The organism is Streptomyces sp. NBC_00568 (assembly GCF_026341855.1).
In the GTDB taxonomy this organism is placed as follows: Bacteria; Actinomycetota; Actinomycetes; order Streptomycetales; family Streptomycetaceae; genus Streptomyces.
The window spans coordinates 7253914-7280206 of the sequence record NZ_JAPENW010000001.1 but is presented as its reverse complement, the minus strand read 5'-3'; the positions used below and the strand labels follow the sequence as shown (position 1 = coordinate 7280206).

The following is a 26293-nucleotide window of genomic DNA, read 5'->3' as shown; positions in this document are numbered from 1 at the left end:
GCCCGTTTCAACGATCCACGACACGGCGCCCGAACGCCCAGGGGCAGCCCTGCCACCTACGGAAGGGGGTTCAGACACAGCTTCTGAAGGACCGGGCGCCCTGCCCGGAACCCCGGTGGAGGACGACGGGGCCGGAGTCCGGCGAGAGTTCGAAAACCGTGGCGGGTGACCACGGAAGTGACGGTTTCCGCGCGAGCGGGAAACGGCCAAGGGTGGGCTCGCCGACGGCTCAGGCCTCGAGTACGGCGGCACGGCAGCCACAGACCGACCGGTAGACCACACCCTCCCGCCGGCTCCACGCCCGCGAAGGCCGGTTGCGAGGCGCCTCACCCTCGGCAGGCCTGCGGCAGCCCTCCGATGCCCGGTGGGATTCCCGGTCATCTCTCGAAGGCGACGGTCATGCCGGACACGGACGGCGCGGCTAACCCAGCCGCTGTCGCACTGCCGGGTCAGGAGTGCGGCGCGGCCTCGCTGATGTCCTGGTGCATGTGGTCCATGAGTTCGCCCATCTCGCGGACATCGGCGTTCGGGCTCTCGGCGTTCTGCGCCGCGCTGCGCAGCCAGTCGGCGGTCGCCAGGGCGAGCGCGATGGCGTCCTGTTCGCGGTTGTCGCCGAGGAGTTCCTCGATCCGGTAGGCGAGACCGCCCAGGGTCTCGTCGTTGGTCTCCGGCGTCAGGTAGCCGCGCAGGCGGACGGGGTAGGGGTCCTGGGCCCTGGCGTGCCGTACGGCGGCAAGTACCGCGGGGTCTTCGCTGTACTGGTCGAGATGGCCCAGCAGGACGTAGATCCGCGCGGTCAGCCGTGGCCGCCCGGGGTGGCGGTCCAGCCAGGCCATCAGCTCCTGCTGGCCGCCGAGGTGGTCGACGAGCGGGGTCAGCGCCTCCACCGACTTGGTGGGCAGATCCCAGTGGTGGGGAAGGAGCTGGGCCACTTCGTCGGCCAGCGCCGCCTCGTCCTCGGGGCCGATCGTGCCGGAGGTGAACCCGGCGACCTTCGAGACGTCCAGCGCGAATCCCTCAGGCCCGGCCTGCCGGGTGCGGTGTGAGGAGCCGTGCGGTCGGCGCAGCAGTTCACCGATGCTCTTGAGGAGCGGCTTGTCGTGCACGAAACCTCCTGCGTGGGCTGCGCGGGTGCGCTCGGGGGCCCCTCGTCCGGGACGGGGACCGCGGACGGTGCCGCGGTCCGTGTCGGCCGGTGCCGGCCGGTGCTCTGCGGCATCGGCACCACCACCCTGCCGCCCGGTCGCGGTGTCCGCGCGCCCGGTGACCCGGATGGAGTGCGGGCGCCTGACGTCCGCAGGAGCGTGGCCTGTGAGCAGCGGCGCGATGCGATGGGGCGTGCCGTCAGCCGGCGTCGGCCCGACGCCGGGGCGACGACGGACGGTTCCCGCGCTCGCGGCTGTGCAGCGGGGCGCGCCGCCCGTGCTCCGGGCCGGTGAGGCGCAGGGTCGGCTCGGTCCCCCCGCAGGAGGTCGCGTGCATCAGCATGGCCGCCTCGGGCCTCCTCCCGCCTCCTGGGACCTCGGATCGTCCGCTTGTACGAGTGCCCCCCGGCGCGCTCCGCGATGCCGTGCGAGCCGCCGTCCCGGCACCCGCACAGCCAGGGCCTCGGTCAGCAGGCCGCAGAAGGGGTCGGCTCCCCCGGCACTCGTGGCCGAACCAGGGGAACCTGAGCCGGCCAGTCCCCGAGGGGGGAAGGCCACCTGACCGGCCTCCCTCCTGAGTGCCCCTTTCCGGCCGGACGACAACAGGCCTCGTCAGGAACGTGCACCGGACGCCGGTTCAGCGCCGCGCCCCAGGGCTGCACGGGCTTGTCTGCGCAGCTCCATACGGGCCGCCGGCATCCTGCCGGGGCCCGACCAGAACGGGTGCCACCACAGGCGGGCCGACAACACCAGCAGGCGGCGACGGAGTGCCGTGTTCGCCGTGGGGCGGGGCGCGGCGAGGGCGTCGTAGGTGCGGCACCAGGCCGCCTGAAGCTGGACCAGGTCGTGGGGGAATGTCGCGGACTCCATCACCCCATTAGCTCACGTGTTCGAATTCTGGCTCAAATCGGCACACGCCCGCCGTGCGGGACGCGGGTCGCTTTGCGCGCTGTCACGGGCCGCCGGAGGAGCGCTGGCGATGCTCGCTCTCGCGCATCTGCCGGGCGCGGTGGCCGATGTCGGTGACGCGGTCCGCGAGGTCGGGGTGAGCGGTGCGCAGGTGAGGGCCTGCCTCGGCGAGGGGATTCAGGAGTCGGGCCGGGTCACTGTCTCCGAGCGCGGCGTGGAGCGCCGCGAGCACGTCCGTCGCGGCGGCGGGAAGATCCGGCAGGGCCGTGATCGTCCCGGCGAGCTGGCGCAGCGCGGCGGCGTGGCCGTGGGCCCACGAGGCTACGGAGCGGTCTGCGGCCCGCTGGTCGCGGGTGGCCTGCACGCGCTGTTCCTTGGTGGTGCCGGATTCGCCGGGGCGCACGCGCAGGTAGCGCCGCTCGGCGGCTTGGCGGCTGGAGACGCCGAGGGGGTGGGCCAGGTCGGCCCAGCTGGCGCCGGCCTCCCGGGCCGTCTCGATCAGTCCGGGCTCCCAGTGGGCCAGTTGTTCGCGCACTTCACGCAGGAGCAGCAGTGCCGCGATGGCCCGCTCGGGGTCGTCGGTGGAGGTGGTGTCGGCGGCCTGTGCCGTCCGCATGGCCTGGGCGATGGCCTCGAGCGCGGTGGCCGCCGCAAGGAGGGAGGCCGGTGCCGAGGTGCCGTCGTCGCTCATCGCCCTCCTCCAGGGTGCCGTTCCACAGATTGTCATCGGTTGGATGACATCTGGATTGTCGTCGTTCGGATGACATGCTACAACGGATGTCAGGTGAAGCGCATTGGCAGCAGCTGCCTGAACTCATCTGGAGGTGTTTACCGTGTTGATGCGCACCGACCCCTTCCGTGAACTCGACCGGCTGGCCCAGCAGCTGATGGGTCCGGGAACGTGGTCCCGCCCCTCCGCGATGCCGATGGACGCCTACCGGGACGGCGACCAGTACGTCATCGCCTTCGATCTGCCGGGCATCGACCCCGACGCGCTCGACATCGACGTCGAGCGGAACATGCTCACCGTCAGGGCGGAGCGACGCCCCCTGCCGCGGTCCGAGAGCGCGCAGACGGAACTGTCCGAACGGCCTCTGGGTGTCTTCTCCCGCCAGGTCGTCCTGGCCGACACGCTCGACACCGAGCGCATCTGCGCGGACTACGAAGCCGGCGTCCTGACGCTGCGCATCCCGATCGCCGAGCGAGCCAAGCCCCGCAAGATCAGCGTCCGCAGCGGCGACGGCCACAAGGAACTCGACGGCTGACCTGCCGCCCGCACGTCCGCCTGCCGGGCCCGGGGCGGCCCGCCCGCGATCCGTCCCGTGCCCGGCAGCACCGGCTCCCTCCACACGCCGCAGCAAGCCGGTCCTCGCGAGGTACGCCGTTCACGCGAGAACCCGGCCCCAGCAGGAAATCGGTCCACGCAAGGAAAGTCGCCGCGCTCCCATGACTCTTTTCTCTCCCCCCGCAGCCCCCGCCCCGACAACCACGGCCGCCTTCGACCAGATGCTGGAAACAGTGCGCTACGAAGGCGTCTACCCCACCCGCCGACAGGCACAAGACGTCGTACGCCGCGTCCTTGAGGCCCTCGGCCGCCAGCTGACGGGTGACGAGCGCGTGGAACTCGCCGCCCGTCTCCCCCGGGAAGCGGCCGGCTTCCTCGCCTCGCAGATCCCCACCGGCAGACCGCTGTCCGGCTGGGGCTTCGTCAAGGACCTCGCCCAACGGTCGGGCGGCGCCCTGGCGACGACCCGCTGGGACACCGGATCGGTCCTCGGCGTCGTCGCCCGCATCGCCGGTGACGACCTGACCGCCCGGATCATCAGCCAACTCCCCGACGGCTACGCCCTGCTGTTCGGACGGGCCCAGCTCCTCCGGGCCGCCTGAGCCGGCCCGGCCGGACACCACCGACTGAGCACGACTGTCCACCCACACCGGCGGCGCTCCCCCTCCACCGATGGGGAGCGCCGCCGGATTTCCGGTGCCGGTGGGTCAGTCAACGAACACGCGCATCGCGCGAATCCCAGGGCGATTGAATCCTCCCCCAGCTGAAGCAGGGGGATTCCTGGCTCACGCCGCCTGCGGGTCAGCGACCCGACAGGTCTTCCGCGATCAACACCAGCCGGGTCGAAACCAGCCCGGTTTCATACAGCAAAGCCTGGAGATGCATGTGCTGTCTTGGCTCTCGATCAGCACGCTGTGCACGCTTGGTTCTCGCACCGCACGGCGCGCAGCCTACCCACTCAGGTGGACAGTGTTTCGCCCTGGAGGCGAAATCCCGTTTCCTGCCCTGCCCCGCAGGAGTCCGACTCCTCCCCGGCCTGAAGACCGGGGCTTCCTCGGAGGAACCCGGTGAATCAGGACTCGGTTCTGGCACAGGTCCTGGGGAGCGGTCTCGAGGGTGGGACGGTGTCGTTCGACTGGAGGGGAGGTACACGAGCCCCGGGCCGTCAGCGTTCCCGCCTTCTGGTCCACCACCAGCCGAACTTCGCCAACTCAATGCAGTTGGGTTCAGGCAAGGTACGGCGCTCGAATTCCTCATCGATGCGCGCGATCAGTCGGCCCAAGTCCCGTTCGGCTCCCGGAGAAAGGTGCCGCATCGCCCACTCCAGGTCATCACGGGCATCGTTGATCCCGGGCGAGCAGAACGCGGAGGCATCCAGGTACCGGCCAGGCTGCTTGAAAGCCCACTCGGTTCGGGCGCAGATCTTGGGTGGCGTCCTGGGGTGCCATCAAGCCGATCGACCTGCACCGGTGACGGCCGGTCAGACCGCAGACGTCCGCCCGTTCGTCGCCGACGACGACGAATGATCACGGCACCGGCAGGCCCGCCTCCACGACGCCGAGTGCGGGTGGAGGGGCGTTGCCGGTGCCGGACAGCAACGGTCCCGGCAGCCAACGGGGAGGCGGCTGCCGGGACCGGGCGGGGTGCGTCTACTTCGGTTTGATGGCGTCCTTGGTCTTCTCCTTGGCCTCGCGCAGATCACCCTTGGACTCCTGGGCCTGCCCCTTGGCCTTCAGGGACTCGTTGCCCACCGCGCCCCCGGCGGCCTTCTTGGCCTTGCCCTTGGCCTGCTCGGTCTTGGCCTGAGCCTTCTTGTCCGCAGCCACAACCACTCACACCCTGTCCTGCTCGAGAGAATTTCCCTCCCCTGTGTCACCTCATATTCCACTCCTAAACCAGGAACCCTCACAGCTTCGGGCGCGGCAGGAAAGGATGAGATTCGCAGGAGTGGAGATCGTTCCGCCGGGCACACGGAGGATCGGAGGTTGATAACTATGGTTCCTATTCTTCTCGTTCTTCTGCTCGCCCTGATCCTCTTCGGTGCCGGTTTCGCACTCAAGGCCCTGTGGTGGATCGCCGTCATCGTGCTGGTGGTGTGGGTTCTCGGATTCGTGATCCGCCCTGCGGCGAGCGGCGGCAAGCGGGGCCGCTGGTACCGCTGGTAGGCAGGCCGCGACAACGTATCGGCACAGTGGGCCCCGACGCCGCGTGGCGTCGGGGCCCACTGTGCTGTCCGCCTGATGCTGATGGGGCGAAAGTGGTGATTCTACCGATTCGGGGTAGGAGGAGGTGGTGGCCGGGGGATGTCCGTGACGCCGGGAACCATGGCCTCCAGCACGGCGCCTCCGGCCACTCGTATTTCTTGCCGGCGGGAACGTGTGAGGCGCAGAAGGCAGGGCACTCGGCGGTCCGAGGAATCGCCGCAGGACGCTGCGCGCCTATTCCGACTCCGCATTTCTGTGGCAGACAGCAGAGAACGCGGACAGTAAAGCATTCTGAGAGGGAGCCGTTTTATGAGTGACAGCATCTGGGGCTACCAGGCGACCACCGGCCATATCGCGGGTACCGATCTGACCGGGTACAAGGTCGAGGCGACCGACGGCAGTATCGGGAAGGTCGACAAGCACTCGGACGAGGTCAACTCCGCGTATCTCGTCGTCGACATCGGTGTGTGGATCTTCGGCAGGCATGTTCTGCTGCCGGCCGGAACCGTGCAGCGGGTCGACCAGGAGGAGCGGAAGGTCTACGTCGCTCTCACCAAGGACCAGATCAAGGACTCCCCCGAGTTCGACAAGGACAAGCACATCGGTGACGCCGGCTACCACGAGCAGGTCGGCGAGTACTACTACAGCCACCGCGCCTGACCTCACGGCGCCGCCCGGGCGGGCGGGTGGGCGGACTTTCTCCGCCCGCCCGCCCGCTTCTCGTGCAGCACAGGCAGTAACTGGCGCCGGCATGCCTGGTGTGCATTCACCAGCAGCGGGTAGGCGCTGTGTTGCCGGCCTTCAGCAGCCGGCTGCACGGGGGCTGGACCATGTGGGAGGGGACCGGCATGACGGTGACCGAGGCGGCACAGGGACGAACAGCGGCACAGACGCAGGCACAGGCGGTGGTGCTGCCGGAGATCGCGGACCCCTCGCAGGTCGCTCCCAAGGACGCCCGGCAGCTGTCCCGGCTGTTCTTCGACCAGCTCGCCGTTCTCGAAGAGGGCACACCCGAGCACCAGTACGCGCGCAACACCCTCATCGAAATGAACCTCACCCTCGTCCGCTACGCCGCCGCGCGTTTCCGCAGCCGCAGCCAGGACGAGATGGAGGACATCGTCCAGGTCGGCACCATCGGACTCATCAAGGCCATCGACCGCTTCGAGCTCACCCGCGAAGTCGAGTTCACCTCCTTCGCCGTCCCCTACATCGTCGGCGAGATCAAGCGCTTCTTCCGCGACACCTCGTGGGCCGTCCATGTACCCAGGCGCCTGCAGGAAGCCCGCATCCACCTCGCCAAAGCAACCGAGGAGCTCCGCAGCCGGCTCGGCCGCACCCCCACCGTCAAGGAACTCTCCCAGCTGATGTGCCTCAGCGAGGAAGAGGTCAACGAAGCACGCCTCGCCTCCAACGGCTACACGTCCGCCTCCCTCGACGCCACCATCGGCTCCAGCGACGACGGCGAGGCCGTACTGGCCGACTTCATCGGCACCGACGACAACGCCCTCGAACTCGTCGAGGACTTCAACGCCCTGGCCCCCCTGCTCGCCGAACTCGACGACCGCGAACGGCGCATCATCCACATGCGGTTCGTCGACGAACTCACCCAGGCCCAGATCGGCGAACACCTCGGCGTCTCCCAGATGCACATCTCCCGCCTGCTCAACCGCACCCTCACCAAACTGCGGACAGGCATGCTCACCACCCACTGAGCCCGGCTCTTCGCACGGACCGGCGGCGCGTCCCACCCTCATGGGGGTGGGACGCGCCGCCTTTTCCATCAGCGGGCGCCGGCGGGTTGCGCGCTCTCAACCGCTGGCGCGGATCTCTGTGCGGGCCTGGTCCCCCGCAGAGCACGGCAGACAGACCTACGGCCCAAGCAGCCGGGCCGGATTCGCACTTGAGTCGCAGAAGCTGCCTGCCTCCCCCTAGATACGTTACTGCTGGTTCCGTTATTGTCCCCGTCACGCCGGAACGGCACCGGCTTCTGACCTGAACGGGCCGCGCCGCAGCCGTGCCACCGCTGCGATTCCACCCACTCCGAAGGAGCCGCCATGCGCAGGCTCGACCGCCAGAACAGCGTCCTCGTCCGCGGAGACGGCGAGAACGTTTCCACCCCGGCTGGATCGCCACCGCCACCCACGCTGGACGAGGTGGTGGGGGCCGACGGGCCGCGTGCCCCGGCGACCGCCGACACCGGGACGGCCTGCATCGGGGCAGGGAAGACACCGGTGAGCACCTCGCGAAACCGATCGGCCATCCGTACCCGGTCGGCGGCCGGTTCGGTGCGGTGTGCAGTCGGCAACGCAGATCAGCGAGCAGCCCGGCGGGACCGTCGACCGGGTCGAAGTCCCGCCGGTGACGGGCGGTTTCGGCGATGACGTAAGCGTCGCGGGCGTCGGCTCCGGCGTCGCTCCGAAAGGCGCCGGACCTGCGGTCGACCGTGCGGCCGGGCCCTGGACGAGCTTTGGGCCGTAGGCGGCGCGCAGGTCCCGAAGCAGCGCGACGCGGGGCCGGATGCCAACAACCCCATGGACACATCGGCCAGGCCCTCTCGGACCGCCCGACACCGTACGGAGACCGCCATGACCCACCCGCACGACCCCCGCCTTCATCATCGTCCACGGCCTCACCGCCCAGGTGTGTCCTTCGCCCTGGTCAACGGATCGGCTTTCGCCGTGCACGTGCTGCTCGCCTGCTCCGCAGCCGAGTTGATGGCCACCCGTGTCCGGGGAGAGGCCACCGTCGGCATGCTGGCCCTGCTCGTCCAGGGCTCCCTGCTGGTGTGGACGGCGGCGCGGTACGACCGCCGCGCGGACGCGCGACCGGCTCCTCAGGAGATCTGGGAGGAGAGCAGATGAGTCAGCAGACCCTGCTCGCCGCGCCCGGCGCCCTGGACAGTGACACGCACGCCTTCGTCCTGCTGGGCTTTCTGGCCTTCATCGTCCCCATCCTGTTCATCTGCGTTCTCAGCGGCCCCGAGAGGGACCGGGTCAACGAGTTCTACACGGCGGGCCGCAGACTGAAGCCTCTGCGCGGGGCCCTCGTCCTGTCCGGCGTCTACCTGCCCACGGCCGCGGTGCTCGGCAACACGGGAAGTGTCGCGGTCTTCGGCTACGACGGTCTGTTCATGACCCTGTGCACCGCGCTGTCCCTGGGCGTCCTCCTCCTGCTGGCGCGCCCCCTGCGCGAGCGCGCCGGTTACACCCTGGGCGACACGTTCGCCCTGCGTGCTCCAGGGCCGGGGGCGCGCATCGCTACCGCCGTCGTGACCCTGAGCGTGTGCGTCCCCGTCATGGTCGTGCAGCTCTCCGGCGCGGGCGCAACCACCACGGCGCTGCTGGGAATGACCGGGCCCGGCGCCGAGAAGACAGCCATCGTCATGATCGGCGCCTTGGTCGTCTGCGCCACGGCGTTCGGCGGCATGCGCGGCACGGTCGTCATCCAGGCGATCAAGACGGTGGTGCTGCTCGGCGCGGCCCTGACGGTGGCAGCTGTGCTGCTCCATCGTTTTCACTGGAACACCGATGCCCTGATCGACGCAGCCGGACAGGGCAGCGGCCGACCCGCCGGCTATACGCGTCCCGGCCTCCGCTACGCCGGCAGCAGCGACGGGGCGGGCACGCTCGACTTCATCGGCCTGATGGTCACCATCGTGCTGGGTGTGGCGTGCCTCCCCCACGTTGCCTTGCAACTGAGCACCGCACCCGACGCGGCCACCGCGCGCCGTACGGTGCGCCATACGATCGGCATCGTCGTCTCTTTCTGCCTCATGACAGCTCTGATGGGCTTCGCGGCCGCCGCGTTGATCGGCGCGCCCACGATCATCGCCGCCGATCCCGGAGGCAACAGCGCCCTGCTGCTGCTCACCGGCGAACTGGCAGGCGGCGCGTCCGCCGACGCGAGCGGGGCACTTCTCGTCGCCCTGGTCTCCTCCGCGGTGTTCCTCACCACGCTGGCCGCGGTGGCGAGCATCACCCTGGCCGCTGCGGGAGCGATCGCCCACGACCTGTACACGAAGGCGCTGCTCCGCGGGCGCACGACCGAGGGCCGGGAGGTGGCCGCCGCTCGCCTGGCGTCCGCCGGGGTCGGTGTGCTGTGCATCGTGCTGGCAGTCTGGGTCCAGGGATGGAACGTCCTGTTCCTGACGGCGATGTCCCTGGCGGTGGCAGCCTCCTGCCTGCTTCCGGCGCTGGTGTACTCCGTCTTCTGGAGCGGCTACAGCCGGGCCGGGCTCCTTTGCACGCTGTACGGCGGCCTGCTCTGCGCCGTCGGACTGCAGATCTGCAGCCCCGTCTTCTCCGGCAACCCCTTGGCACTCTTCCCTGAGTGGCGCATCGACTGGTTCCCCCTGCAGACGGTCGTCCTCGTGTCGATTCCCGCCGGCTTCCTGTTCGGCTGGCTGGGCAGCCTCGTGGGAAGGCGCGATGCTCCACCAGGCCGCTGGGCGTGACGGTGCTCCGCACCCCGCCGGGCGGCAGCGCCTCCGGGTTTTCTGCACCAGCCGGTTCCAGGGACCGGCAGCGCCCCGCAGGATGGCCTCGGGGGGCTTCCGGAGGCTTCGTGGCCCGGCGAGCGCGTCGCCGCCGGCAGGCTCCCGGTGCGCGCCCTCGCGCTCGCCGTGGAACGGATCGCAGGGACGGCCGGGCGGGTCTGCGAGGATGAGTCGCATGGATGTGCGGCGCAGGAATCACGTGACGGTGACCGGGCGGGCCGGTGCTCCGGTGGTGATGCTGGCGCACGGTTTCGGGTGCGACCAGAACATGTGGCGGCTGGTGGTGCCGGCCCTGGAGCGCGACTTCACCGTCGTCCTCTTCGACCATGTCGGGGCGGGGAGGTCGGATCTGTCCGCGTGGAGCCGGGAGCGGTACTCGACCCTGGACGGCTACGTGGATGACGTGCTGGAGCTGTGCCGGGAGCTGGCGCTCGGTCCCGTGACGTTCGTGGGCCATTCGGTGAGCGCGATGATGGGGGTGCTGGCCGCCGCCCGGGACCCCAAGGCGTTCGCCGGCCTGGTGCTCCTGGCGCCCTCGCCGTGCTTCGTCGACGACCCGGACACCGGGTACCGGGGCGGGTTCAGCGCCGAGGACATCGAGGAGCTGCTCGAGTCGCTGGAAGCGAACTATCTGGGCTGGTCGGGTGCGATGGCACCGGTCATCATGGGCAACCCGGAGCGGCCGGAACTGGGCGAGGAGCTGACCAACAGCTTCTGCCGCACCGATCCGGCCATCGCCCGGGTCTTCGCCCGGGTGACGTTCCTGTCGGACAACCGCGCCGACCTCGCGGCGGTGGGGGTGCCCACGCTGGTGGCCCAGTGCTCCAGCGACGCGATCGCCCCGCCGGAAGTGGGTGCGTTCGTCCACGCGCAGATCCCGGGAAGCCGCCTGGTCACGCTGAACGCCACCGGGCACTGCCCGCAGCTCGCCGCCCCCGAGGAGACCGCCGCGACGATCGCCGCGTTCGCGGGGGCCGCCGCTTGATGTGCAAGACCGACGGCCATGGCGAAGGCAGCGCGGACAGACCCGACGGGACGGGCGGGACGGCGGATGAGCAGGCGCAGTTCTCGGCACTGCTGGAGGACAGTGCCGAGGATCTGTACGAGCACGCGCCCTGCGGCTACCTGTCCACCCTGCTGGACGGCCGGATCGCGAAGGTCAACACGACCCTGCTGAACTGGCTCGGCTACCGGCGCGACGACCTTCTGGGCCGCAAGCACTTCTCCGACCTGCTCACCGTCGGAGGCCGGCTCTACCACGAGACCCACTTCGCGCCACTGCTACGGATGCAGGGGGAGATCAGCGGCATCGCCCTGGAACTCAAGGCCGCAGACGGCTCCCGTATCCCGGTCCTGGTCACCTCGACCGTGAAAGCGGGCGGCGACGGGCAGCCGCTGCTGATCCGCACCACCCTCTTCGACGCCCGCGACCGCCGCGCCTACGAGACCGAGCTGCTGCGCGCCCGCAAGGAGGCCGAGCTGGAGCGCGAGCGCCTTCAGCGGCTGGCCACCACCCTGCAGAAGACGCTGCTCCCGCCGGCGCTGGCGAACGTGCCCGGACTGGAGGTCTCCGCGCACTACCACATCGCCTCCGTCGACCAGGTCGGCGGCGACTTCTACGACCTGTTCCCCCTGGCCGCCGGTACCTGGGGACTGTTCCTGGGCGACGTGTGCGGCAAGGGCGCCGCCGCCGCGGCCGTCACCTCCCTGGTCCGCTACACGCTGCGCGCCGCCGCCGTTTACGACCCCGACCCGGCGGCCGTCCTGGACAACCTCAACACGGTCCTCAACCACGAGTACAACGGAACCGACCCCCGTTTCTGCACCGTCGTCTTCGGCCTGCTCACCCCCGACGACGAGCGGGGCGGATTCCACATCACCCTGGCCAGCGGCGGTCATCCCCCCGCGCTGCTGATGCGCGCCGACGGCACCGCCGACTATCTGCACACCCCCGGCGGACAGCTCATCGGCGTCCTGCTCGACGCCCACATCGCCACCACCACCGTCCATCTGGCCCCCGGCGACACCCTGCTGCTGCACACCGACGGGCTCACCGAAGCCCACATCAACGCCGGCGCCGACCGATACGGCGACGACGCCCTCCTCGACTTCGCCCGCGGTCTGGCGCCCACCACCGCCTCGGACACCATCGACGCGATCCGCGACCTGCTCGACACCTTCGGCACCGGCGTGGACGACGACACCGCCGTCCTGGCCATCCACGTGCCCCGGCCCCCCAGGGAAGAGCGGCAGTGACACAGCACCTGACCCTCCACAGCCGCACCACCCCCACAGGAGTGGTCATCGAACTCGCCGGAGAACTGGACTTCCACACCGCCGACCAGGTCCGCACCACCCTGGCCGGCCTCGGCCTGCAACCGGGCCGGCAGCTCGTCCTGGACCTCGGCGGCCTCACCTTCTGCGACTCCACCGGCATCACCGTCCTGATCGCGGCCCGCAACCACGCCCTGGCGACCGACGCGGGCGTCGCCCTGGCCGCGGTCCCCGACCACGTCAGCCGGATCTTCCGCATGGTCGGCCTGGACCAGGTCTTCCCCTGTCACCCCGACGTCCAGACCGCCGAAGCCGCCTGGCGGCCCACCACCTGAACCGCGCTCGCCGCGCTCACCGGCCGCTGCGAAAGCGGGGACGGTGGCGAGATCGTAGGTGTCGGCGATCTCTCGCGTACCCCGGCACGGGCCGGAACACGGACTGCCACCGTTCGCACAGCGGCTTCGGCTTCGAGGTGCCGGGGGCTTTCCCCTTCAGGCAGCGGCCCGGGAAACTGTGCGCAGCGGGCCGAGCGCCTTCGCCCATGCCAGCAGTTCGTCGACCAGTTCCTGGACCTGCGCCACGTGCAGGTCCTGCGGCCGGAAGTCCGTGAAGGCCACGAAGTCCTCGCGCAGCGACAGTGCCACCTGGGGTCCGATGTCCGCCATGCGCAGCGGGCCCGCCTGCGCGCGCAGTTTCTGCACCGCCATGACCGCGCCGAAAATGCCGTAGCCGACGTAGCCGACGGGCTTGCCACCCCATTCCTCGTAGAGGTAGTCGATGGCATTGGTCAGGGCGGCGGGCGGGGCGGTGTTGTATTCGGGGGTGACGACGATGAAGGCGTCCAGCGGGCCGATCCGCTCGGCCCATCGGCGGGTGTGCGGCTGCCGGCCGGGCGCCATGGCCGCGGGCACGGGCTCGTCGAGCAGCGGCAGCGCGTAGTCCTTCAAGTCCACGAGCTCGAACTCCGCGGCGCCACCGGCGTGTTCGGCCGCCAGGTCCCGCACCCATGAGGCCACCCGGTCGCCGTGGCGGCCGGGGCGGGTACTGCCGATGATGATGCCGATCCTGGTCATGTCCGATTCTCCTGTGCTGGTCCTGGTCCTGGGCCTGGTTCTATTTCTGGTTCTGGTTGTGGTGCGCTGGGTCTGTCGCTGCCCGGTCTCTGGTGGGGCGCGGCAAGCCGTTGCCGTCCGGGGGTGCTTCCCCCGAGCGGTCCGGGGCCGCCGTGTCGAGATGCCTGGCTGTCCGCGATGCGGTGGGGGCCTGTCGCTGCGGCGGGCCCCGGGGGACCGTCGGCGCCCGGCGCCGCAGGTCTGGAGTGTGGTGAGCGTTTCGGGTCAGTCCGTGTCCGCAAGAAGCTGCTGTGTTTCGCGCAGGACCGCCCAGGCGTCCGCCACGGGGCCCACGTGTGCGAGCTTGTCGGGGTTGCTCACCGTGCGGATCGTCTGGATCCGCCCGTCGAGGATGTCGAGGGTCCAGGTGTTGAGGACCTTGCCGTCCCAGTCGCGGAAGATCGCGCCCGGCTGGCCGTTCACCTGGTGCGGTTCCACGATGCCGCCGATCCGGACGAACGGCGGGAAGAGGGTGGCGAGCACCTGGGACACGGCGTCGGCGCCGGTGAATCCCCTGGCCCACTGCGGGGCCTTGCCGCCGCCGTCGCCGAGCAGCGTCACGTCGGCGGCGAGCAGTTTCCGCAGGCCCTCGACGTTGCCTTCGCGGACGGCGTCGAAGAACCGTTCGGCGAGTTCCTCGCGTTCCTTGCGGTCGGCCTCGAACCGGGGCCGGCCCGCGTCCATGTGGTGGCGCGCCCGCACGGCTAGCTGGCGGCACGCCGCCGGTGATCTGCCCACCGCCGAGGCGATGTCCGCGAAGCCGAAGGCGAACACCTCCCGCAGCACGAACACCGCCCGTTCCAGCGGGGAGAGCCGTTCCAGCAGCAGCAGGGACGCCATCGACAGCGAGTCGGCCAGTTCCGCCGACTGTTCCGGGTCCTCGTAGGGGTCGGTGAGCAGTGGCTCGGGGAACCACGGCCCGACGTACTCCTCGCGTCGCCGGCGGGCCGAGCGCAGGACGTCGATCGAGACCCGGGTGACCACGGCCGACAGGAACGCCCTCACCGACGCGGGCTGGGTCGCGGACAGCTCGTAGCGCAGCCAGGTCTCCTGGACGGCGTCCTCGGCCTCGCTCACGCTGCCCAGAATCCGGTAGGCGATGGAGAACAGCAGCGGCCGCAGCTCTTCGAACTCCTCGGTGCGGGTCACGCCAGCCCCTCCTGGAAGCCCTGCCGCCACGACGGATAGCGCGGCTGCCAGCCGAGCTCCCGTCTGGCCTTGGCGTTGGAGAAGCCGCGGCCCTCGGTCATCATCGTCACCACCACCTGCCCGGCCAGCAGCCGGGCCAGCCACACCGGGACCCGCATCGGCCGCTTCGCCCCCGCGCACGCCGCCAGATGGGGCAGCCACTCGTTCTCCGGGGCCGGTTCGTCGTCGACGATGTTGAACACCCCTCTCGCCTTCTGCTCCACGGCCAGGACGGTGGCGCTCGCCGCGTCGTCGAGATGGATCCAGGAGGCGTAGCCGGTGCCGTCCCCGACCAGCGGGAACTGCCGCTTGCGCACCAGCACGAGCTGGTCGTCGCTGGCACCGGGACCGTAGAACGCGCCGTAGCGCAGCACCGCGCCGCCGGCCGCGCCGACCGCGTCCTCGACGTGGCGCAGCGCCGCCATCGCCGTGTGCGCGGCCGTTCCCTCGTGCAGGTCCAGCGGATCGTCCTCGGTCTTCACCCATCCGCCCTCACGGATGCCGTTCCAGTTGGCGTAGCCCTGTGCGACGAAGTGGGGGACGCCGGTCGCCTGGGCCGCGGCCAGCAGGTGGTCCGTCCCCTCGGTGCGCAGCCGGACGGTCGGGACGGACCACCGGTCGAAGTGCTTCAGGTCGGGCTTGCCGGCGTGCGCCATGGAGATCCCGGTCATCTGGTGGACGATCACGTCCGGCCGGGCGGCCGCCACCGCTTCACCGACGGACACCGCGTCCAGTCCGTCCATCACCACCGCCCCGGCACCCAGCCGCTCCACCAGGCCGAGCTTGGCCGCGCTCGTCGTCGTGGCCGTCACCTGGTGGCCACGCGCCACGAGCTGCGGCACCAGCCGCCGCCCCAGGACCCCGGTCCCGCCCGCCACGAACACCCGCATGACCATCACCTTCCTGCTGTTGAAGTCCGTCTCCGAGATCTGGGACGAGACAGCCCCGTCGGATGTGACATCGCAGCGCAGGCGGTGAACACAATCCGCGGTGAGAGGCGCAGGTGCAGCTGCTGCTGCAGCACGCAGGCCACAGGCCGGGGGCGGCACCCGGTGCGCCGGCCTCGCACCCGGCAAGGACGCGAAGGGACGCACGGTGCCCGTGCAGGGTCGGGCTCGCGCCAGGGGTGGTGGGACTGCTGTTGCGGCAGAAGGTTGGTGTGTCTGGTGCGGGGGCTGCGAGTCCTGTCTGGGGCTGCGCAGTTGACCCGGTTGCTCCCGTGGGCGGTGTGGGGGCCGGTCTCGCGTGAGCACTGGGCCCGGCGGCGCACCTGGTGGTAACCCACGCCCCGGTGATGCTTCTTTTCACCGTCTGTATCTGATTGATGGGCGGTGTTTCGGCCGGAACGGTTCGTGCCCTATGGTTGAGTGACAGGTAGCAGATGACGAACTGGCAGACGGCTGAAAGCAACTGACGGACTATCGTATAGCCCACCGCAGATTGCAGGTCGCACACAGATGCCGTACTGATGGAGAGGTCGCTGCTCACCTGTAGTCAGATGGAGAGGAAGCATCGTGGCCGACCAAGATCCGCAATTCGCGAAGCGGAGACTGAGTCGCAGGCTCCGCGCGATCCGTGAGGCCGCCGGGAAAACCCAGAAGGACGTGGTCGACGCCCTGGTCTGGTCCATCTCGAAGGTCATCCGGATGGAGGCCGGTGACGTGGGGATCTCCGTCACCGACCTGAGGGCCCTGCTGCAGTTCTACGGCGTGACCGACCAGCAGCAGATCGACGAGCTGACCGAGATGGTCCTGACGTCCCGCAAGCAGCCCTGGTGGGCGCGCTACAGCAGGACGATGACGTCGAGCTTCTCGTCGTACCTAGGGTACGAGACCTCGGCCTCCATCATTCGCAACTTCGAGTCCAACCTGATCCCCGGACTGCTGCAGACCCGGGAGTACGCCCAGGTGCTCATCGACGACTCCGACGGCCAGCAGGACATGTGGGTCAATCTGCGGATGGAGCGTCAGAAGCGCGCTCTGGAGAGCCGGGACAGGCAGTTCTTCTTCATCCTGGACGAGACCGCCACACGCCGCGTCGTCGGCGACGAGGCCGTGATGCAGGCACAACTCGAGCGCCTGCTGGTACTGAACGAACTCCCGCACGTGACCATCATGGTGGTGCCGTTTTCCCGGGGCATCTATCCGCGCTTCCGATCGCCGTACGTCATTTTCGAGTTCTCCGACACGAACGACGACATCGTTGCCTACCTGGAAAATCCCGACGGCAGTCTGATTCTCAGCGAGAAGGCACCGATGGCGGACCAGAGGAAGCCCTCGGACTATCTGCAGGACTTCTGGATCGTCGAGGGGGACTATGCCGAGGAAATCTCGCCGGAGTTCATCGAGAGGGTGACTGCCAGCTTCGCCATGACGTGAGACAGACGAAAGGGAGCCGTCTCGGCCTAGCCGGCAAGCACCGCCGAGGGCTCCCCATCGCAAACCGCTCCAACCGTTGCATACAACTCAGACAGGAGGGTTCGTCGTGCAGTCTAGCGCTCAGGGGACGCGCGGTCCCACGCTGCGATCCACCCGCACCCGGTCGGCCCCCTCCCGCGGCGGTCCGCCCCGGGGGCAGGGTGTCGTCAGGACTGGTGCGGTCGCCGTTCTGGTGGTCGTGCTGCTGATCGGCCAGAGCGGTCCCGCCGTCGCCGCCGACGGTTCCGAGCCCCAGGCGGTCGGCTCACTGCCCTGGTATCTCGCCCTGGTGTCGAGCCTGGCGGCCGCGGGCGTCAGCGCGGGTGTCACGCTCCTCACGGCCCGCACCTCGCTCGTCCAGGGCCAGCGCAACCGGCGGCAGGACCGCGCGGCGGCCGAAGCCCTGCAGGCGGCCCAGCACGCGCAACGGGAGCTGCGGGACAGGAAGATCGCCAACCGGACGGCCTGGACGGCTCACTACCAGCGGATCGACGATCTCCTGGTCTCCGTAGGCCGGATCGAGTACGAGATACGCCGACGCAGACTCCACATCGACGACCCCGAGGCGGCCGATCTCCTTCAGTTGAAGAAGGCCGCAGAGCAGTACGCCACCTATGCGCCCGGACGGCTGCCTGCGGCACTGACCGCTCTCGCCGTCGATCTGGACGCCGTCAGCACCCATCTCCTGCCGACACTCACCGAGCTCAACACCCCGCCTCAGCCCCGCTCCTTGACCCTGTGGCATGCCCTGTTCGCCCAGGCCGGGGAGCAGGCGCGCGCCGCGGACCACCTCACCCGCACCCTGAAGAAGACGCAAGCGGCGCTGCGCCACGAATGGGGAATGGACTGACCCAGCACGCATCCCACCACCCAGGGCGCGCCCCCGCCCCCTGACCACGAGCCTGCACCTTCCCCTTCTGCGCCACGCTTTCCGGGCACCGAGGCGATCAGTTTCAGTCAAAAGACAGACAGGAGCACCCAAAAGGGTTCTTATATCACTGCACATCATGATTCATCAGCCCTGCCGTTGACGCTCCGTGTCTGGCCCACCGGCAGCAGGCTGCGGATACTTAAGCGATTTGCCAACTTCTGCGGGTCCAGGGAAAGAACGCCTCGCAACCAAGGAAGACGATCTTCCAGGATCGACAACTGTCCGCGTCTGGCACGGGAGGTGCTGAGTGAAAGCGTCTGGCAAGGGCGGAGACCCCTGGCGAAAAAGCACATACAGCGGAGGGGCTCAGGGGAATTGCCTTGAGGTGAGGTTCCTCGGGGACGACATCTCCATTCGCGATTCGGCCAATGCCTCTGCCATGCTGGCGCATGTGTCCGCCCCGGCTTGGAATAGATTCGTCCAGGCCGTCAGGGAAGGCCACCTCTCGCCCTAAAAGCCTGCTGCGAAGGCCTGTTACTCCCGCCTTGCAGTCGGACCAGACCCGCACACACTCCCTTACCAACATGACCGAGCAGCCTGCGCAAAGCCGGCCGCTCCCCCAACCACCGCCACACACAGCCCCCGCCTGGCCGCATACTCTGGGATACACCCCAGACATCGCCCCCGCTTCAGCTGACGGCATTTCACACTACTGAACCGGATGAGGTGATCCCGCTCTGTTCACCTGACGCCGACGGGTGAAGTCCGCAGTTCCCGCAGGAGCGCTCCGCTGGGACCACCATCCTCGACAGCCCGGCTCGGCTCGGCGGGCTAGTACTCCAGCCGTAGATCTTGATCTTCATGGGGTCTGGGCTGTTTGTCGCAGGTAGTGGCCGTTGCGGGCGCGGGCTTGGTGTCGTCGTCGCCAGTCGGACCATCGAAGCCGGTGAGCTGGGTCGTGGGCGGGCTGGACCATCAGCGTGGTGAACAAATGCTGGATCTCGTTGCAGGTCAACGGGATCAGCCCGTCCGGGGACGGATGGCGGGCCTGTTCCTGTGCGGCGGTCACGGCGAGGAAGGCGTGCGCGAGCATCGCGAGGGTGACCCACCGGCGCCAGGACGTCCACCGTCTGACCTGGTGTTCGTCGAGTGCGGCCAGGCCCTTTCCGGACTGGAAGGTTTCCTCGATCGTCCATCGGCGTCCGGCGACGCGCACAAGGGTGGCCAGTGGAACGGCAGCGGGCGAGTAGCAGCGGTAGAAGGCGAGTTCGCCGGTGCGGCGGTTGCGCCGGATCAGCAGTTGGTGGTGGCCGGGGCGGACATCGGTGATGTCGGCCACGGCCCAGTCGTAGAAGCGCAGTCCCTTGGCTCCGGTGCCTGCGGAGCGTTGCTGCCAGGCCCGTTTGGGCAGCTTCTTGGCCAGGGCGTCGGCCCGGAACTTCCCGGCGTGGGTGGGGATCTGGTGGTCACAGGCGACAGCGAGCACGTAGCCGGGCTGCCGGGCTTCGAGTGCGGCGCGCAGGTGCGGGTTGGCGCCGTAGACCTCGTCACCAGTGACCCAGGCGGCGTGGATGCCGGCGTCCAGGGTGCGCGTGATCAGCGTAGTGGCCAGAGCCGGTTTGGTGGCGAAGCCGATCTCGGCGGGGATCCCGGCTGCCTGGCAGCGGTCCGGGTCATCGGTCCACGAGCGCGGGACGTACAGCTCCCGGTCGATCGCGGCGTGTCCGGCCGGAGTTGAGTAGACGAGGTAGACGGCAACCTGGGAGTTTTCGATGCGGCCCGCGGTGCCGGTGTACTGACGCTGCACGCCGACCGGGTGGGTGCCCTTCTTCAGATCGCCGGTCTCGTCGACGACCAATACGGCGTCTTGGCCGCCGAGGTGCTCGACGACGTATCCGCGCAGGTCGTCGCGGATAGCCTCGGCGTCCCACTTAGCCCGGGCCAACAGGTGCTGCAGGCCGTCCGGTGTGGCGTGTCCGGCATGCTCGGCGATCGTCCAGCAATTCTTCCGTGGCAGGTCCGACAACAGTCCCAGGACGAGGGACCGTGCGCGACGTCGCGGTTCGACCCGCGCGAAGCGGCCCGCGATCCGGCCCATCAGGGCATCGAACAGGTCCCGCCAGCGAGCGGGGTCTACGCCATGGCCTGCGGCCACCGCTTGATCTTCGTTTGTCCACACAACACGCGATGATCACCGGTGGCCGCACCTGCCCCCCACACCGTCCCTGACCTGTGAGATCGCAGCCTACGGCGGGGATACATAGGATAAGTGCGGTGGTCAATCCCGACGCCTTCGGCCGGAGGAGGTTCGTGATGACGCACGATGGCGGGTTGAGGCTGCACATGCAACGTGTCCTCCGCGCACCGCGTCCGGTCGTATTCCGAGCGTTGACCGAACCGCAGGAATTGGCCAAGTGGTGGGGCCCCGACGGGTTCACCACCCCGAGTGTGGAAAGCGACCTTCGGCCAGGAGGTGGTTACCGGATCGCGATGCAGCCTCCGGAAGGCGATCGGTTCCACCTGGTGGGGGAATTCCTTGTGGTCGACCCTCCGGAACGCCTGTCCTACACCTTCCGGTGGGAGGATCCCGATCCCGAGGATCGGGAGACGGTGGTGACGCTGTCCCTTCGCGATATCGGCGATACCTCGGCCGAGCTGGTCTTCACCCAGGGCGACTTCGCCACTGAGCGGCGCCAAGCTCTTCACGAGGAAGGCTGGACTCAGAGCCTCAACAAGCTGGAGGAGCTGATGTCGTCGGTTGCGTCGACCTGAGATCTTTGCCGGTGGGAGGGGCCCTGCCGCCAGCCGTACCTGTCTTCACACCGCCCCCGACCAGCGAGAGCTGGAGTACTAGAGCACCGGCCTGACTGGCTCCGGACATGATGAGGAACGGCACGAGTGCGTCCATGGCCGCGAGGCTACTGGCCGACCCTGATACGCAGGCTGCCCGCCGAAGGCCACGGGGCGGACAGGCAGCGCGTGGTCGGGGCGACCGCCGACCCGGCAAGCCGCATGGTTGTGGTTCGGGATCCGGGCCGGGTCCGGCCAGGCGCGCTTCGCGGCGGTCGCGCCGCTTCACCCCGGCTGCCGATCCTGATGGGGCCCGCGGGCCCGTGGCCCGAGGGAGCCAGGCACCCCGTCAGTGCGGTGACGGTTTCGGGTCCAGGGCGTTGCCGACGGTGCAGCCGCCCTCTCCGGGCATCCGCTGGATCCGGGGCGGCACCCACACCTCGGTGGCGCCGGGGGCCACGCGGGCAAGAAGGCAGTCCTGCGCGTCGAAGCCGTTGCCCTTCACCAACAGGAGAACGCCGACCCGGCCGCCGTCCGCCTTCACCTCGGTACGGATCGCCGGGTCCAGATCCAGGGCGGCAAGGCTACGGCGTACCTCGGCCTCGTCCGCCCGGCCGCCCTGCGGCACCCGGGGAAGTTTCGCGCGGAGCTCCTCGTACGGCAGCCGGGGCGGTTCGGGTGGCGGGGCGAAGGTCAGTGGAGGGCCGTCCGGACAGTCCACGTCACGGGGATCCTCACGCCACTGCGACTTGGGCGACACCCGCACCGCGAAACAGCGCCGCACGACGACCTCCTGAGGGTCGAGCCCTCTGCTGTACGCCGAGCCGGACGTGCGGACGACCACATCGATGCCGTCCCCGTCGTGTGTCGAGGTACCCGTCAGCCGCAGTACCTCCACCCCGTCGATGTTGGCGGCGGAACGCCCGACCTCCTCTGCCGTGCGCGGACGCTGGCCGTAGAGCCGCTCGCCCGCGTTCCTGGCCACCTCCCGTGCGGCGTCCGTCGCCTCGTCGTTGGAGGACTGCACCACCCCGCAGCCGGCGGTGAACAGCAACAGCGGGGCGAGCAGCAGCAGTCGGCGCATGTGTCCACCCTTCCGACGGCGTGCGCGGCGGGCAACCCGCTCGCGTACTCAGACCGGCGTAGGTGATCGTGCTCAGCCGGTGCGGGTTGGAGGGTGCCGGGGACGGCGCGGGTGCGGCAGACGGTGGTTTTGGTCCGGGGTCCGGGCCTGGAAGGATCCGGTGGCATGATCGTGAGACCTTCCGGCGGCCTGGCCGCCGCGTTCGCGTGCCTGGGCGGTGAGGAGAACGGGCAGGTCCGGAGCGGCCCGTGGAACGACGTTTGTCACCAGGGCCGCGTCCACGACGGCAGCTTCCCCGCCCTCTTCGTGTCCGCGGGACAGGTCGGGGTGAGCCACCGGTGAGTGACGCTCTCGCGCGGCTCGACGCCGTGGACTGGTCGGCGCTCAGGCATGCCTACGGGGCGGCCGAGGACGTGCCCGGCATGCTGCGGGATCTCTACCGGCCGGAGCAGGCCGCCGGCGCTGCCGACGACCTGCTGACGCACGTCCACCATCAGGGCGGCGGGGTCTACTCCTCGGCTCCGGCCGCTCTCCCCTACGTCATCGCGGCCATCGCGGACCCGGCCGTCGCCGCGGACGTCCGCGGCGAACTCCTGTACCTCGTCGGGGCTCTGGCCGGTGCGGGGAACACCGCGGAACCCCGCTTCGTGACCTCCGGCTGGTCCGCCGCGTGGGACCTGGCGGTGCCGGATCTGCTGCCGCTGCTCGACGACCCGGTGGCGGTGAACCGCACCGCCGTCGCCGACGCCCTCGCCGAGGCCCACCGCCGGGCCGACGAGGTGATCGCCGCCCTGCGGGCACGGTGGGACGTGGAACCCGACCCGCAGACGCGACTCCAACTCATCGACTCAGTCGGCTCCTTGACCGCCCACGCCGGTGAACAGCGGAGCACGTCCCTGGACTGGCTGCGACACCTCATGGACGCAGCCGACCCCTCCGTACGCCTCGTCGCCGTACAGGCCCTGCGCCGCGCGCTGCCGGGGCAGGACGACACCGCGTACGCGCGGACAGTGTCCGAGGTGCTGTCCGGCAGTGAACCGACGACGTGGCGGCCGGGCGGCGGCGCGGCCGAGGCGACGGTCGTCTGGGCCCTCGGCCTGCTGGGAGCAGACCGGGAGGGCCGGGCCGACGCGACCCGCCGACTGCTCGGGCACCGGGACCCGTCCGTGCGCGCGGGCGCGCTGCAGGCGGCCGCCCAGGCGCTCAGCGCCCGGCGCTCCGCCGTTGCGGAGCTGCTGCCGTCGGTGGCCCGTGCGCTGTCCGACCCCGATCCCGGCAACAGGCTCTTCGCCGCCCGGGTCCTGGGCATGTGCGGGCACGCCTCACTCCCCTGGGCGGACGCGCTGGCGGCCATGGTGACGAACGACGAAGGCGAGGGCGAGGGCGAGGCGGACCTGCCCGCCCGGTCCCACGCGCTCTGGGCCCTGTCGCGGCTCGGTGACGTGCGGTGCGTAGCGCCCTTGGCGCGGCGTCTGGGCGGAGCGCGGACCGGGTTCGCGTACCACGCCTCCCACGCCGACGGCTGGTGGACGTACGAGCTGAGCCTGGGCGAGGTCGCCGGAGGGCTCGGCGCCCACGCCGGCGTGCTGCTGCCCCCGGTACGGGCCCGGCTCGCCGCCGCCTCCACCCTCGACGAACGCCGCGGGCTCTGCCAGCTGCTGGAGTCGTGGGGTGCCGCGGCCGCCCCCGCGATCCCGGACCTGCTCGGCCTCCTGGACACCGACGCCGCGGTATGGGCGCTGGACGCCCTCGCCGCGATCGGGCCGGCCGCGGCCGAGGCGGTGCCCCGTGAACGGCTGCGCGCCCTGCTCGGCAACCCGCCCGCGGGCCAGCCGTTCGCGCCGCGCTGCCTGGCGCTCGCCTACGGGCGGTTGACCGGCGACCGCAGGCCCGCGCTCGATCTGCTGCTTCCGCAGCTCGGCGAGCTGTACGGCCGCGAGAGCGCCGCCCTGCTGCTGGGGGAACTGGGGCAGGCAGGCGCCCCGTACGCCGGACGGCTGCGCGAGCTCCTCCCCCTGTGCAAAGGGGGCTGGCTGCCGCTGCGCGTCGGCGAGGCGCTGTGGCGGATCACCGGACGGGCCGACGAGGTCGTCCCGGTCCTCGTCCGGGCGATCGCCCCGTTCGCCGAACGGGGCGGCGCCTATCCGGCGGTCGTCGAAACGGTGAAGCTGCTGGCCGACATGGGCGCGGACGCCGCTCCCGCGGAGCCCGCCCTGAGGGCGTTCCTCGATGCCGACGAGCGGCCCGTCCGGCACGGAACCTGGCGCTCCGTCCCCGAGGACGACGCGCTGTGCGGCGCCGCGCGCGCCGCACTGCTCGCCATCTCCGCGCCCGGCGGTGCCACCTGACGCGGCATGTTCCGAGAGGAGTTGTGGGACGGGCCGGACGCGGGAACGCGGCCGGCACAGGGCACCCCGGTATCCCGGCACCCCGGCACCCCGGCACCCCGGCACCCCGGCATTCCGGCATTCCGGCATTCCGGCATTCCGGCATTCCGGCATCCCGGCATCCCGCGGAACTCGTATGACTGATCGTCGATGAGCATCGCCGGTCCGTTCCGCGGCGGTGCCGGGGAAGCAGCAGGAAGCCCGCGGGCAGGGGCCGGTGTTCAGTTCGGGCGGAACTGAGGGCCGTACGTCTCCTGGGTTCCGGGGATCGGGATCTCCATCAGCTCCACGGCCGGGCTCTCCAGCCGGCGCATGGTGCGCACGGCCGTGTTCAGGCTGCGGGGGCCGCCGTCGGCCCACGCCGCGTCGAGCGCTTCCAGCACGGCGGTGTAGGTGCTGTCGAAGGCGCTCAGGAGCCGCTGGGCCTCGGGGGGAGGCTGGTCCCAGCCGCCCGCCGGGACCCTGGCCATGGGCCGCGCGTCGGGGAAGGGCACGGGAACTCCGGTGAACTGCCAGCCCTCCTCGGTCTCGCGCAGCCGGCGGCCGTAGTAGATCTCGGCGAAGGCGTAGTAGTGCGCCACATGGTCGTCGCCCGGGGCGTCGGCGGGAGAGCTGGAGGTGCCTTCGCCCTGCTCGCGGACGATCTCGATCGCGTGCTCGATGTCGTCGAGGGTGGCGACCGGCTGGAGAAGGTCCCCGCCGATACGTTCGTTCAGCTGCCGGCGGGTCGACAGTTCGGGTCCGACGGCCCGGAACGTCTTGAGTACTTCCTCGTAGAAGACGCCGATGCTGAGCGGGTCGTCGACGCTGCCGGTGAGCGGTGCCGCGGGGGCCTCGATGGCCATCATCACGTCGTGCACGAGCGCCGGGGTCAGGCCCGACAGGTACACGCGGGCCCCGGGGTGCACCCCGCCCGGCAGCGGGCCGGGATAGACGGGTGCCCCCTCTTTGATGCGCGGCCGCCCGTCCAGGGCCACGAGCAGATTGCAGACCACTCCGAGGTGGTACATCTCGTCGAAGACGATGCGCTGGATCACCTGGGCGACGTCGCTCTTGCGGTCCTTGACGGACCACCAGCCGCACAGATACGGCGGGATGGTGGCGATCTCGATCTCCACAGCGGCCTGAAGGGCCGCCCTGAGCCAGTCGACGTCGCGGTGCTGGTGCGGAACGGCGACCAGACGTACCGCGGTCCCGCTCTGCGGCGGGGGAAGCCGTCCGGGTTCCGGCCGCTGCGGGGCAGGGGCGGCGGCGGCCGTCGCGACGGGGGTGCCGATCGCCAGCGCGGCCGAGGCCAGGAGAGTGCGACGCCTCAGAGGGGCAACTGCCGGCCCCTCGGGGGAACTTCTCCTGTCCGTCACCGCACCCTCCCCACGCACGCCCTGACGTTCGGGCTCACCCACGAGCCGGGCGGCCACCGGCGGATCGATCATGAAGCTAGCAGCCCCCGCAGAGCTGCCGGAGCGCCTGCACCGCGTGGCGCGTCCATGCACGCGGACGGCCCAGTACGGGTGCCCGGCAAGAGCTCCCGCCCTGCCCGCCGGGCCGGGAAAGCCGCCCACGGCGTTGAGGACGCACGCCCCATGAGCCGCGGCGGCCGGGCCCGCCAAAGTGGCTGCACGTCGTCGCAGCAGCGACCGATGTCGACACGACCGAGGGAGCGAACATGGCCACCACCCAGGAGACCCCGGCAGCGCTGACCCCCTACGACAACTGGACCGACGTCTCGGCCGAACTCGGCCGGCGCGTCCCCCTCACCCACCCGGCCGACGAGGAGCTGATCCGCGCCGTGCAGTCCGGTGCGCTGTACGAATCCTCCGCACTGGCACGGGACGGAATGCCGGCGACCGCTCGCGGCGGGGTCGTCGTCCGGGCGTTCTGGTGGGGCTTCCACCTCGAGATCGACCACCCCACCCTGACGTCGGTCCTCGACTCCGCCGACACCGTGAACTCGCTCGTCGGCATGATCGGCGGCTCCATCCCGAGCCCCGCCCAACCGTGGATCATCCTGGTGGCCAAGTTCGTCGCCGGGGCCCACCAGCTGCTTCGCAGCCTGGATCACGGGAGCGGCATCTACATCAGCATGAGCTGGTTCGCTCCCGGTGTCTTCGTCCCGACCAGCGTGTGAACCA

Annotated in this window: 27 protein-coding genes; 17 read left to right on the top strand and 10 right to left on the bottom strand. The window is 70.2% G+C overall.

Going from position 1 to position 26293, the window contains the following annotated elements; genetic code table 11:
• Nucleotides 1–449: 449 nt before the first annotated feature.
• The 3 genes from OOK38_RS31670 to OOK38_RS31660 all read right to left on the bottom strand — a co-directional run bounded on the left by OOK38_RS31670 (nucleotide 450) and on the right by OOK38_RS31660 (nucleotide 2745).
• Nucleotides 450–1106 (bottom strand): hypothetical protein, encoded by a 657-nt coding sequence (locus tag OOK38_RS31670; protein WP_266766183.1) that lies wholly within the window; start codon nucleotides 1104–1106, stop codon nucleotides 450–452.
• A gap of 651 nt (nucleotides 1107–1757) precedes the next feature.
• Entirely contained in the window at nucleotides 1758–2015 is a 258-nt protein-coding gene (locus tag OOK38_RS31665; RefSeq protein ID WP_266849153.1) for a hypothetical protein, read from the bottom strand.
• An 82-nt stretch (nucleotides 2016–2097) separates the two neighbouring features.
• The gene (locus tag OOK38_RS31660) at nucleotides 2098–2745 is read right to left on the bottom strand and encodes a type III effector protein (protein ID WP_266849152.1); all 648 of its coding nucleotides are present in this window, start codon (nucleotides 2743–2745) and stop codon (nucleotides 2098–2100) included.
• Between the two features lie 142 nt (nucleotides 2746–2887).
• On the opposite strand from OOK38_RS31660, the gene OOK38_RS31655 reads away from it, so the two are divergent.
• Together OOK38_RS31655 and OOK38_RS31650 are read left to right on the top strand one after the other, a co-directional pair.
• Nucleotides 2888–3319, top strand: coding sequence for an Hsp20/alpha crystallin family protein (locus OOK38_RS31655; RefSeq protein WP_266766186.1), 432 nt, complete (start codon nucleotides 2888–2890; stop codon nucleotides 3317–3319).
• Nucleotides 3320–3560: 241 nt separating this feature from the next.
• Nucleotides 3561–3941 carry a DUF2267 domain-containing protein gene (locus tag OOK38_RS31650; protein WP_266849151.1) on the top strand — a complete coding sequence of 127 codons (381 nt, stop codon included), beginning with the start codon at nucleotides 3561–3563 and terminating at the stop codon, nucleotides 3939–3941.
• Between the two features lie 1047 nt (nucleotides 3942–4988).
• Here the strand turns inward: OOK38_RS31650 and OOK38_RS31645 are convergent.
• On the bottom strand, nucleotides 4989–5165 hold the full coding sequence (locus tag OOK38_RS31645) for a CsbD family protein (RefSeq protein WP_266766188.1): 177 nt from the start codon (nucleotides 5163–5165) through the stop codon (nucleotides 4989–4991).
• 168 nt (nucleotides 5166–5333) lie between these two features.
• Between OOK38_RS31645 and OOK38_RS31640 the strand changes: the two genes are divergently transcribed.
• The 8 genes from OOK38_RS31640 to OOK38_RS31605 all read left to right on the top strand — a co-directional run bounded on the left by OOK38_RS31640 (nucleotide 5334) and on the right by OOK38_RS31605 (nucleotide 12647).
• Nucleotides 5334–5504 (top strand): hypothetical protein, encoded by a 171-nt coding sequence (locus OOK38_RS31640; protein WP_033279275.1) that lies wholly within the window; start codon nucleotides 5334–5336, stop codon nucleotides 5502–5504.
• A 348-nt stretch (nucleotides 5505–5852) separates the two neighbouring features.
• A complete protein-coding gene (locus OOK38_RS31635) occupies nucleotides 5853–6203 on the top strand; it encodes a PRC-barrel domain-containing protein (protein WP_266849150.1) in 351 nt (116 codons plus the stop codon).
• A 188-nt stretch (nucleotides 6204–6391) separates the two neighbouring features.
• Nucleotides 6392–7255, top strand: a complete 864-nt coding sequence (locus OOK38_RS31630) for an RNA polymerase sigma factor SigF (protein WP_266849149.1) — start codon at nucleotides 6392–6394, stop codon at nucleotides 7253–7255.
• A gap of 930 nt (nucleotides 7256–8185) precedes the next feature.
• The gene (locus tag OOK38_RS31625; RefSeq protein WP_266766191.1) at nucleotides 8186–8404 is read left to right on the top strand and encodes a hypothetical protein; all 219 of its coding nucleotides are present in this window, start codon (nucleotides 8186–8188) and stop codon (nucleotides 8402–8404) included.
• Entirely contained in the window at nucleotides 8401–9996 is a 1596-nt protein-coding gene (locus tag OOK38_RS31620; RefSeq protein ID WP_266849148.1) for a cation acetate symporter, read from the top strand. The genes OOK38_RS31625 and OOK38_RS31620 overlap by 4 nt, the downstream gene beginning before the upstream one ends.
• 217 nt (nucleotides 9997–10213) lie before the next feature.
• Nucleotides 10214–11023 carry an alpha/beta fold hydrolase gene (locus OOK38_RS31615; RefSeq protein WP_266766193.1) on the top strand — a complete coding sequence of 270 codons (810 nt, stop codon included), beginning with the start codon at nucleotides 10214–10216 and terminating at the stop codon, nucleotides 11021–11023.
• A complete protein-coding gene (locus tag OOK38_RS31610) occupies nucleotides 11023–12294 on the top strand; it encodes a PP2C family protein-serine/threonine phosphatase (protein ID WP_266849147.1) in 1272 nt (423 codons plus the stop codon). Before OOK38_RS31615 ends, OOK38_RS31610 begins: the two co-directional genes overlap by 1 nt.
• Nucleotides 12291–12647, top strand: a complete 357-nt coding sequence (locus OOK38_RS31605) for an STAS domain-containing protein (RefSeq protein WP_266766195.1) — start codon at nucleotides 12291–12293, stop codon at nucleotides 12645–12647. Before OOK38_RS31610 ends, OOK38_RS31605 begins: the two co-directional genes overlap by 4 nt.
• A gap of 156 nt (nucleotides 12648–12803) precedes the next feature.
• Here the strand turns inward: OOK38_RS31605 and OOK38_RS31600 are convergent, their stop codons facing one another.
• The 3 genes from OOK38_RS31600 to OOK38_RS31590 all read right to left on the bottom strand — a co-directional run bounded on the left by OOK38_RS31600 (nucleotide 12804) and on the right by OOK38_RS31590 (nucleotide 15508).
• The gene (locus OOK38_RS31600) at nucleotides 12804–13385 is read right to left on the bottom strand and encodes an NADPH-dependent FMN reductase (protein WP_266849146.1); all 582 of its coding nucleotides are present in this window, start codon (nucleotides 13383–13385) and stop codon (nucleotides 12804–12806) included.
• Between the two features lie 264 nt (nucleotides 13386–13649).
• Complete coding sequence (locus tag OOK38_RS31595; protein WP_266849145.1) at nucleotides 13650–14573, bottom strand: RNA polymerase sigma-70 factor; 924 nt, start codon at nucleotides 14571–14573, stop codon at nucleotides 13650–13652.
• A complete protein-coding gene (locus tag OOK38_RS31590; RefSeq protein ID WP_266849144.1) occupies nucleotides 14570–15508 on the bottom strand; it encodes an NAD(P)-dependent oxidoreductase in 939 nt (312 codons plus the stop codon). The genes OOK38_RS31595 and OOK38_RS31590 overlap by 4 nt, the downstream gene beginning before the upstream one ends.
• Nucleotides 15509–16126: 618 nt before the next feature.
• Here OOK38_RS31590 and OOK38_RS31585 point away from each other — a divergent pair.
• From OOK38_RS31585 to OOK38_RS31575, 3 genes are all read left to right on the top strand, one after another.
• Complete coding sequence (locus OOK38_RS31585) at nucleotides 16127–16990, top strand: helix-turn-helix transcriptional regulator (protein WP_266766199.1); 864 nt, start codon at nucleotides 16127–16129, stop codon at nucleotides 16988–16990.
• Nucleotides 16991–17096: 106 nt separating this feature from the next.
• A complete protein-coding gene (locus tag OOK38_RS31580) occupies nucleotides 17097–17879 on the top strand; it encodes a hypothetical protein (protein ID WP_266849143.1) in 783 nt (260 codons plus the stop codon).
• 328 nt (nucleotides 17880–18207) lie between these two features.
• Nucleotides 18208–18414 carry a DUF397 domain-containing protein gene (locus OOK38_RS31575; protein ID WP_266766201.1) on the top strand — a complete coding sequence of 69 codons (207 nt, stop codon included), beginning with the start codon at nucleotides 18208–18210 and terminating at the stop codon, nucleotides 18412–18414.
• Between the two features lie 345 nt (nucleotides 18415–18759).
• Here OOK38_RS31575 and OOK38_RS31570 read toward each other — a convergent pair whose 3' ends face one another.
• Complete coding sequence (locus OOK38_RS31570; protein WP_266849398.1) at nucleotides 18760–19998, bottom strand: IS701 family transposase; 1239 nt, start codon at nucleotides 19996–19998, stop codon at nucleotides 18760–18762.
• 176 nt (nucleotides 19999–20174) lie between these two features.
• Between OOK38_RS31570 and OOK38_RS31565 the strand changes: the two genes are divergently transcribed.
• Nucleotides 20175–20672 carry an SRPBCC domain-containing protein gene (locus OOK38_RS31565; protein ID WP_266766202.1) on the top strand — a complete coding sequence of 166 codons (498 nt, stop codon included), beginning with the start codon at nucleotides 20175–20177 and terminating at the stop codon, nucleotides 20670–20672.
• 367 nt (nucleotides 20673–21039) lie between these two features.
• Here the strand turns inward: OOK38_RS31565 and OOK38_RS31560 are convergent, their stop codons facing one another.
• Nucleotides 21040–21774: a translation initiation factor IF-2 gene (locus OOK38_RS31560; protein WP_266849142.1), complete on the bottom strand. Its 735-nt coding sequence runs from the start codon at nucleotides 21772–21774 to the stop codon at nucleotides 21040–21042.
• Between the two features lie 165 nt (nucleotides 21775–21939).
• On the opposite strand from OOK38_RS31560, the gene OOK38_RS31555 reads away from it, so the two are divergent.
• Both OOK38_RS31555 and OOK38_RS31550 read left to right on the top strand, forming a co-directional pair.
• Entirely contained in the window at nucleotides 21940–22116 is a 177-nt protein-coding gene (locus OOK38_RS31555; RefSeq protein WP_266849141.1) for a hypothetical protein, read from the top strand.
• Nucleotides 22113–24122, top strand: a complete 2010-nt coding sequence (locus OOK38_RS31550) for a hypothetical protein (RefSeq protein ID WP_266849140.1) — start codon at nucleotides 22113–22115, stop codon at nucleotides 24120–24122. The genes OOK38_RS31555 and OOK38_RS31550 overlap by 4 nt, the downstream gene beginning before the upstream one ends.
• A gap of 260 nt (nucleotides 24123–24382) precedes the next feature.
• Here the strand turns inward: OOK38_RS31550 and OOK38_RS31545 are convergent, their stop codons facing one another.
• On the bottom strand, nucleotides 24383–25594 hold the full coding sequence (locus OOK38_RS31545; RefSeq protein ID WP_266849139.1) for a ferritin-like protein: 1212 nt from the start codon (nucleotides 25592–25594) through the stop codon (nucleotides 24383–24385).
• A 233-nt stretch (nucleotides 25595–25827) separates the two neighbouring features.
• Here OOK38_RS31545 and OOK38_RS31540 point away from each other — a divergent pair, with 233 nt between their 5' ends.
• Nucleotides 25828–26289, top strand: a complete 462-nt coding sequence (locus OOK38_RS31540) for a hypothetical protein (RefSeq protein WP_266766207.1) — start codon at nucleotides 25828–25830, stop codon at nucleotides 26287–26289.
• The last annotated feature ends 4 nt before the right edge of the window (nucleotides 26290–26293 follow it).

What these genes read in the sequence shown, in the direction of transcription:
- OOK38_RS31665 (WP_266849153.1), bottom strand. Translation starts at nt 2,015, where the DNA reads ATGGAGTCCGCGACATTCCCCCACGACCTGGTCCAGCTTCAGGCGGCC.
- OOK38_RS31660 (WP_266849152.1), bottom strand. Translation starts at nt 2,745, where the DNA reads ATGAGCGACGACGGCACCTCGGCACCGGCCTCCCTCCTTGCGGCGGCC.
- OOK38_RS31650 (WP_266849151.1), top strand. Translation starts at nt 3,561, where the DNA reads ATGCTGGAAACAGTGCGCTACGAAGGCGTCTACCCCACCCGCCGACAG.
- OOK38_RS31640 (WP_033279275.1), top strand. Translation starts at nt 5,334, where the DNA reads ATGGTTCCTATTCTTCTCGTTCTTCTGCTCGCCCTGATCCTCTTCGGT.
- OOK38_RS31635 (WP_266849150.1), top strand. Translation starts at nt 5,853, where the DNA reads ATGAGTGACAGCATCTGGGGCTACCAGGCGACCACCGGCCATATCGCG.
- OOK38_RS31630 (WP_266849149.1), top strand. Translation starts at nt 6,392, where the DNA reads ATGACGGTGACCGAGGCGGCACAGGGACGAACAGCGGCACAGACGCAG.
- OOK38_RS31620 (WP_266849148.1), top strand. Translation starts at nt 8,401, where the DNA reads ATGAGTCAGCAGACCCTGCTCGCCGCGCCCGGCGCCCTGGACAGTGAC.
- OOK38_RS31615 (WP_266766193.1), top strand. Translation starts at nt 10,214, where the DNA reads ATGGATGTGCGGCGCAGGAATCACGTGACGGTGACCGGGCGGGCCGGT.
- OOK38_RS31610 (WP_266849147.1), top strand. Translation starts at nt 11,023, where the DNA reads ATGTGCAAGACCGACGGCCATGGCGAAGGCAGCGCGGACAGACCCGAC.
- OOK38_RS31600 (WP_266849146.1), bottom strand. Translation starts at nt 13,385, where the DNA reads ATGACCAGGATCGGCATCATCATCGGCAGTACCCGCCCCGGCCGCCAC.
- OOK38_RS31590 (WP_266849144.1), bottom strand. Translation starts at nt 15,508, where the DNA reads ATGGTCATGCGGGTGTTCGTGGCGGGCGGGACCGGGGTCCTGGGGCGG.
- OOK38_RS31570 (WP_266849398.1), bottom strand. Translation starts at nt 19,998, where the DNA reads ATGGGCCGGATCGCGGGCCGCTTCGCGCGGGTCGAACCGCGACGTCGC.
- OOK38_RS31560 (WP_266849142.1), bottom strand. Translation starts at nt 21,774, where the DNA reads ATGCGCCGACTGCTGCTGCTCGCCCCGCTGTTGCTGTTCACCGCCGGC.
- OOK38_RS31555 (WP_266849141.1), top strand. Translation starts at nt 21,940, where the DNA reads ATGATCGTGAGACCTTCCGGCGGCCTGGCCGCCGCGTTCGCGTGCCTG.
- OOK38_RS31545 (WP_266849139.1), bottom strand. Translation starts at nt 25,594, where the DNA reads ATGATCGATCCGCCGGTGGCCGCCCGGCTCGTGGGTGAGCCCGAACGT.
- OOK38_RS31540 (WP_266766207.1), top strand. Translation starts at nt 25,828, where the DNA reads ATGGCCACCACCCAGGAGACCCCGGCAGCGCTGACCCCCTACGACAAC.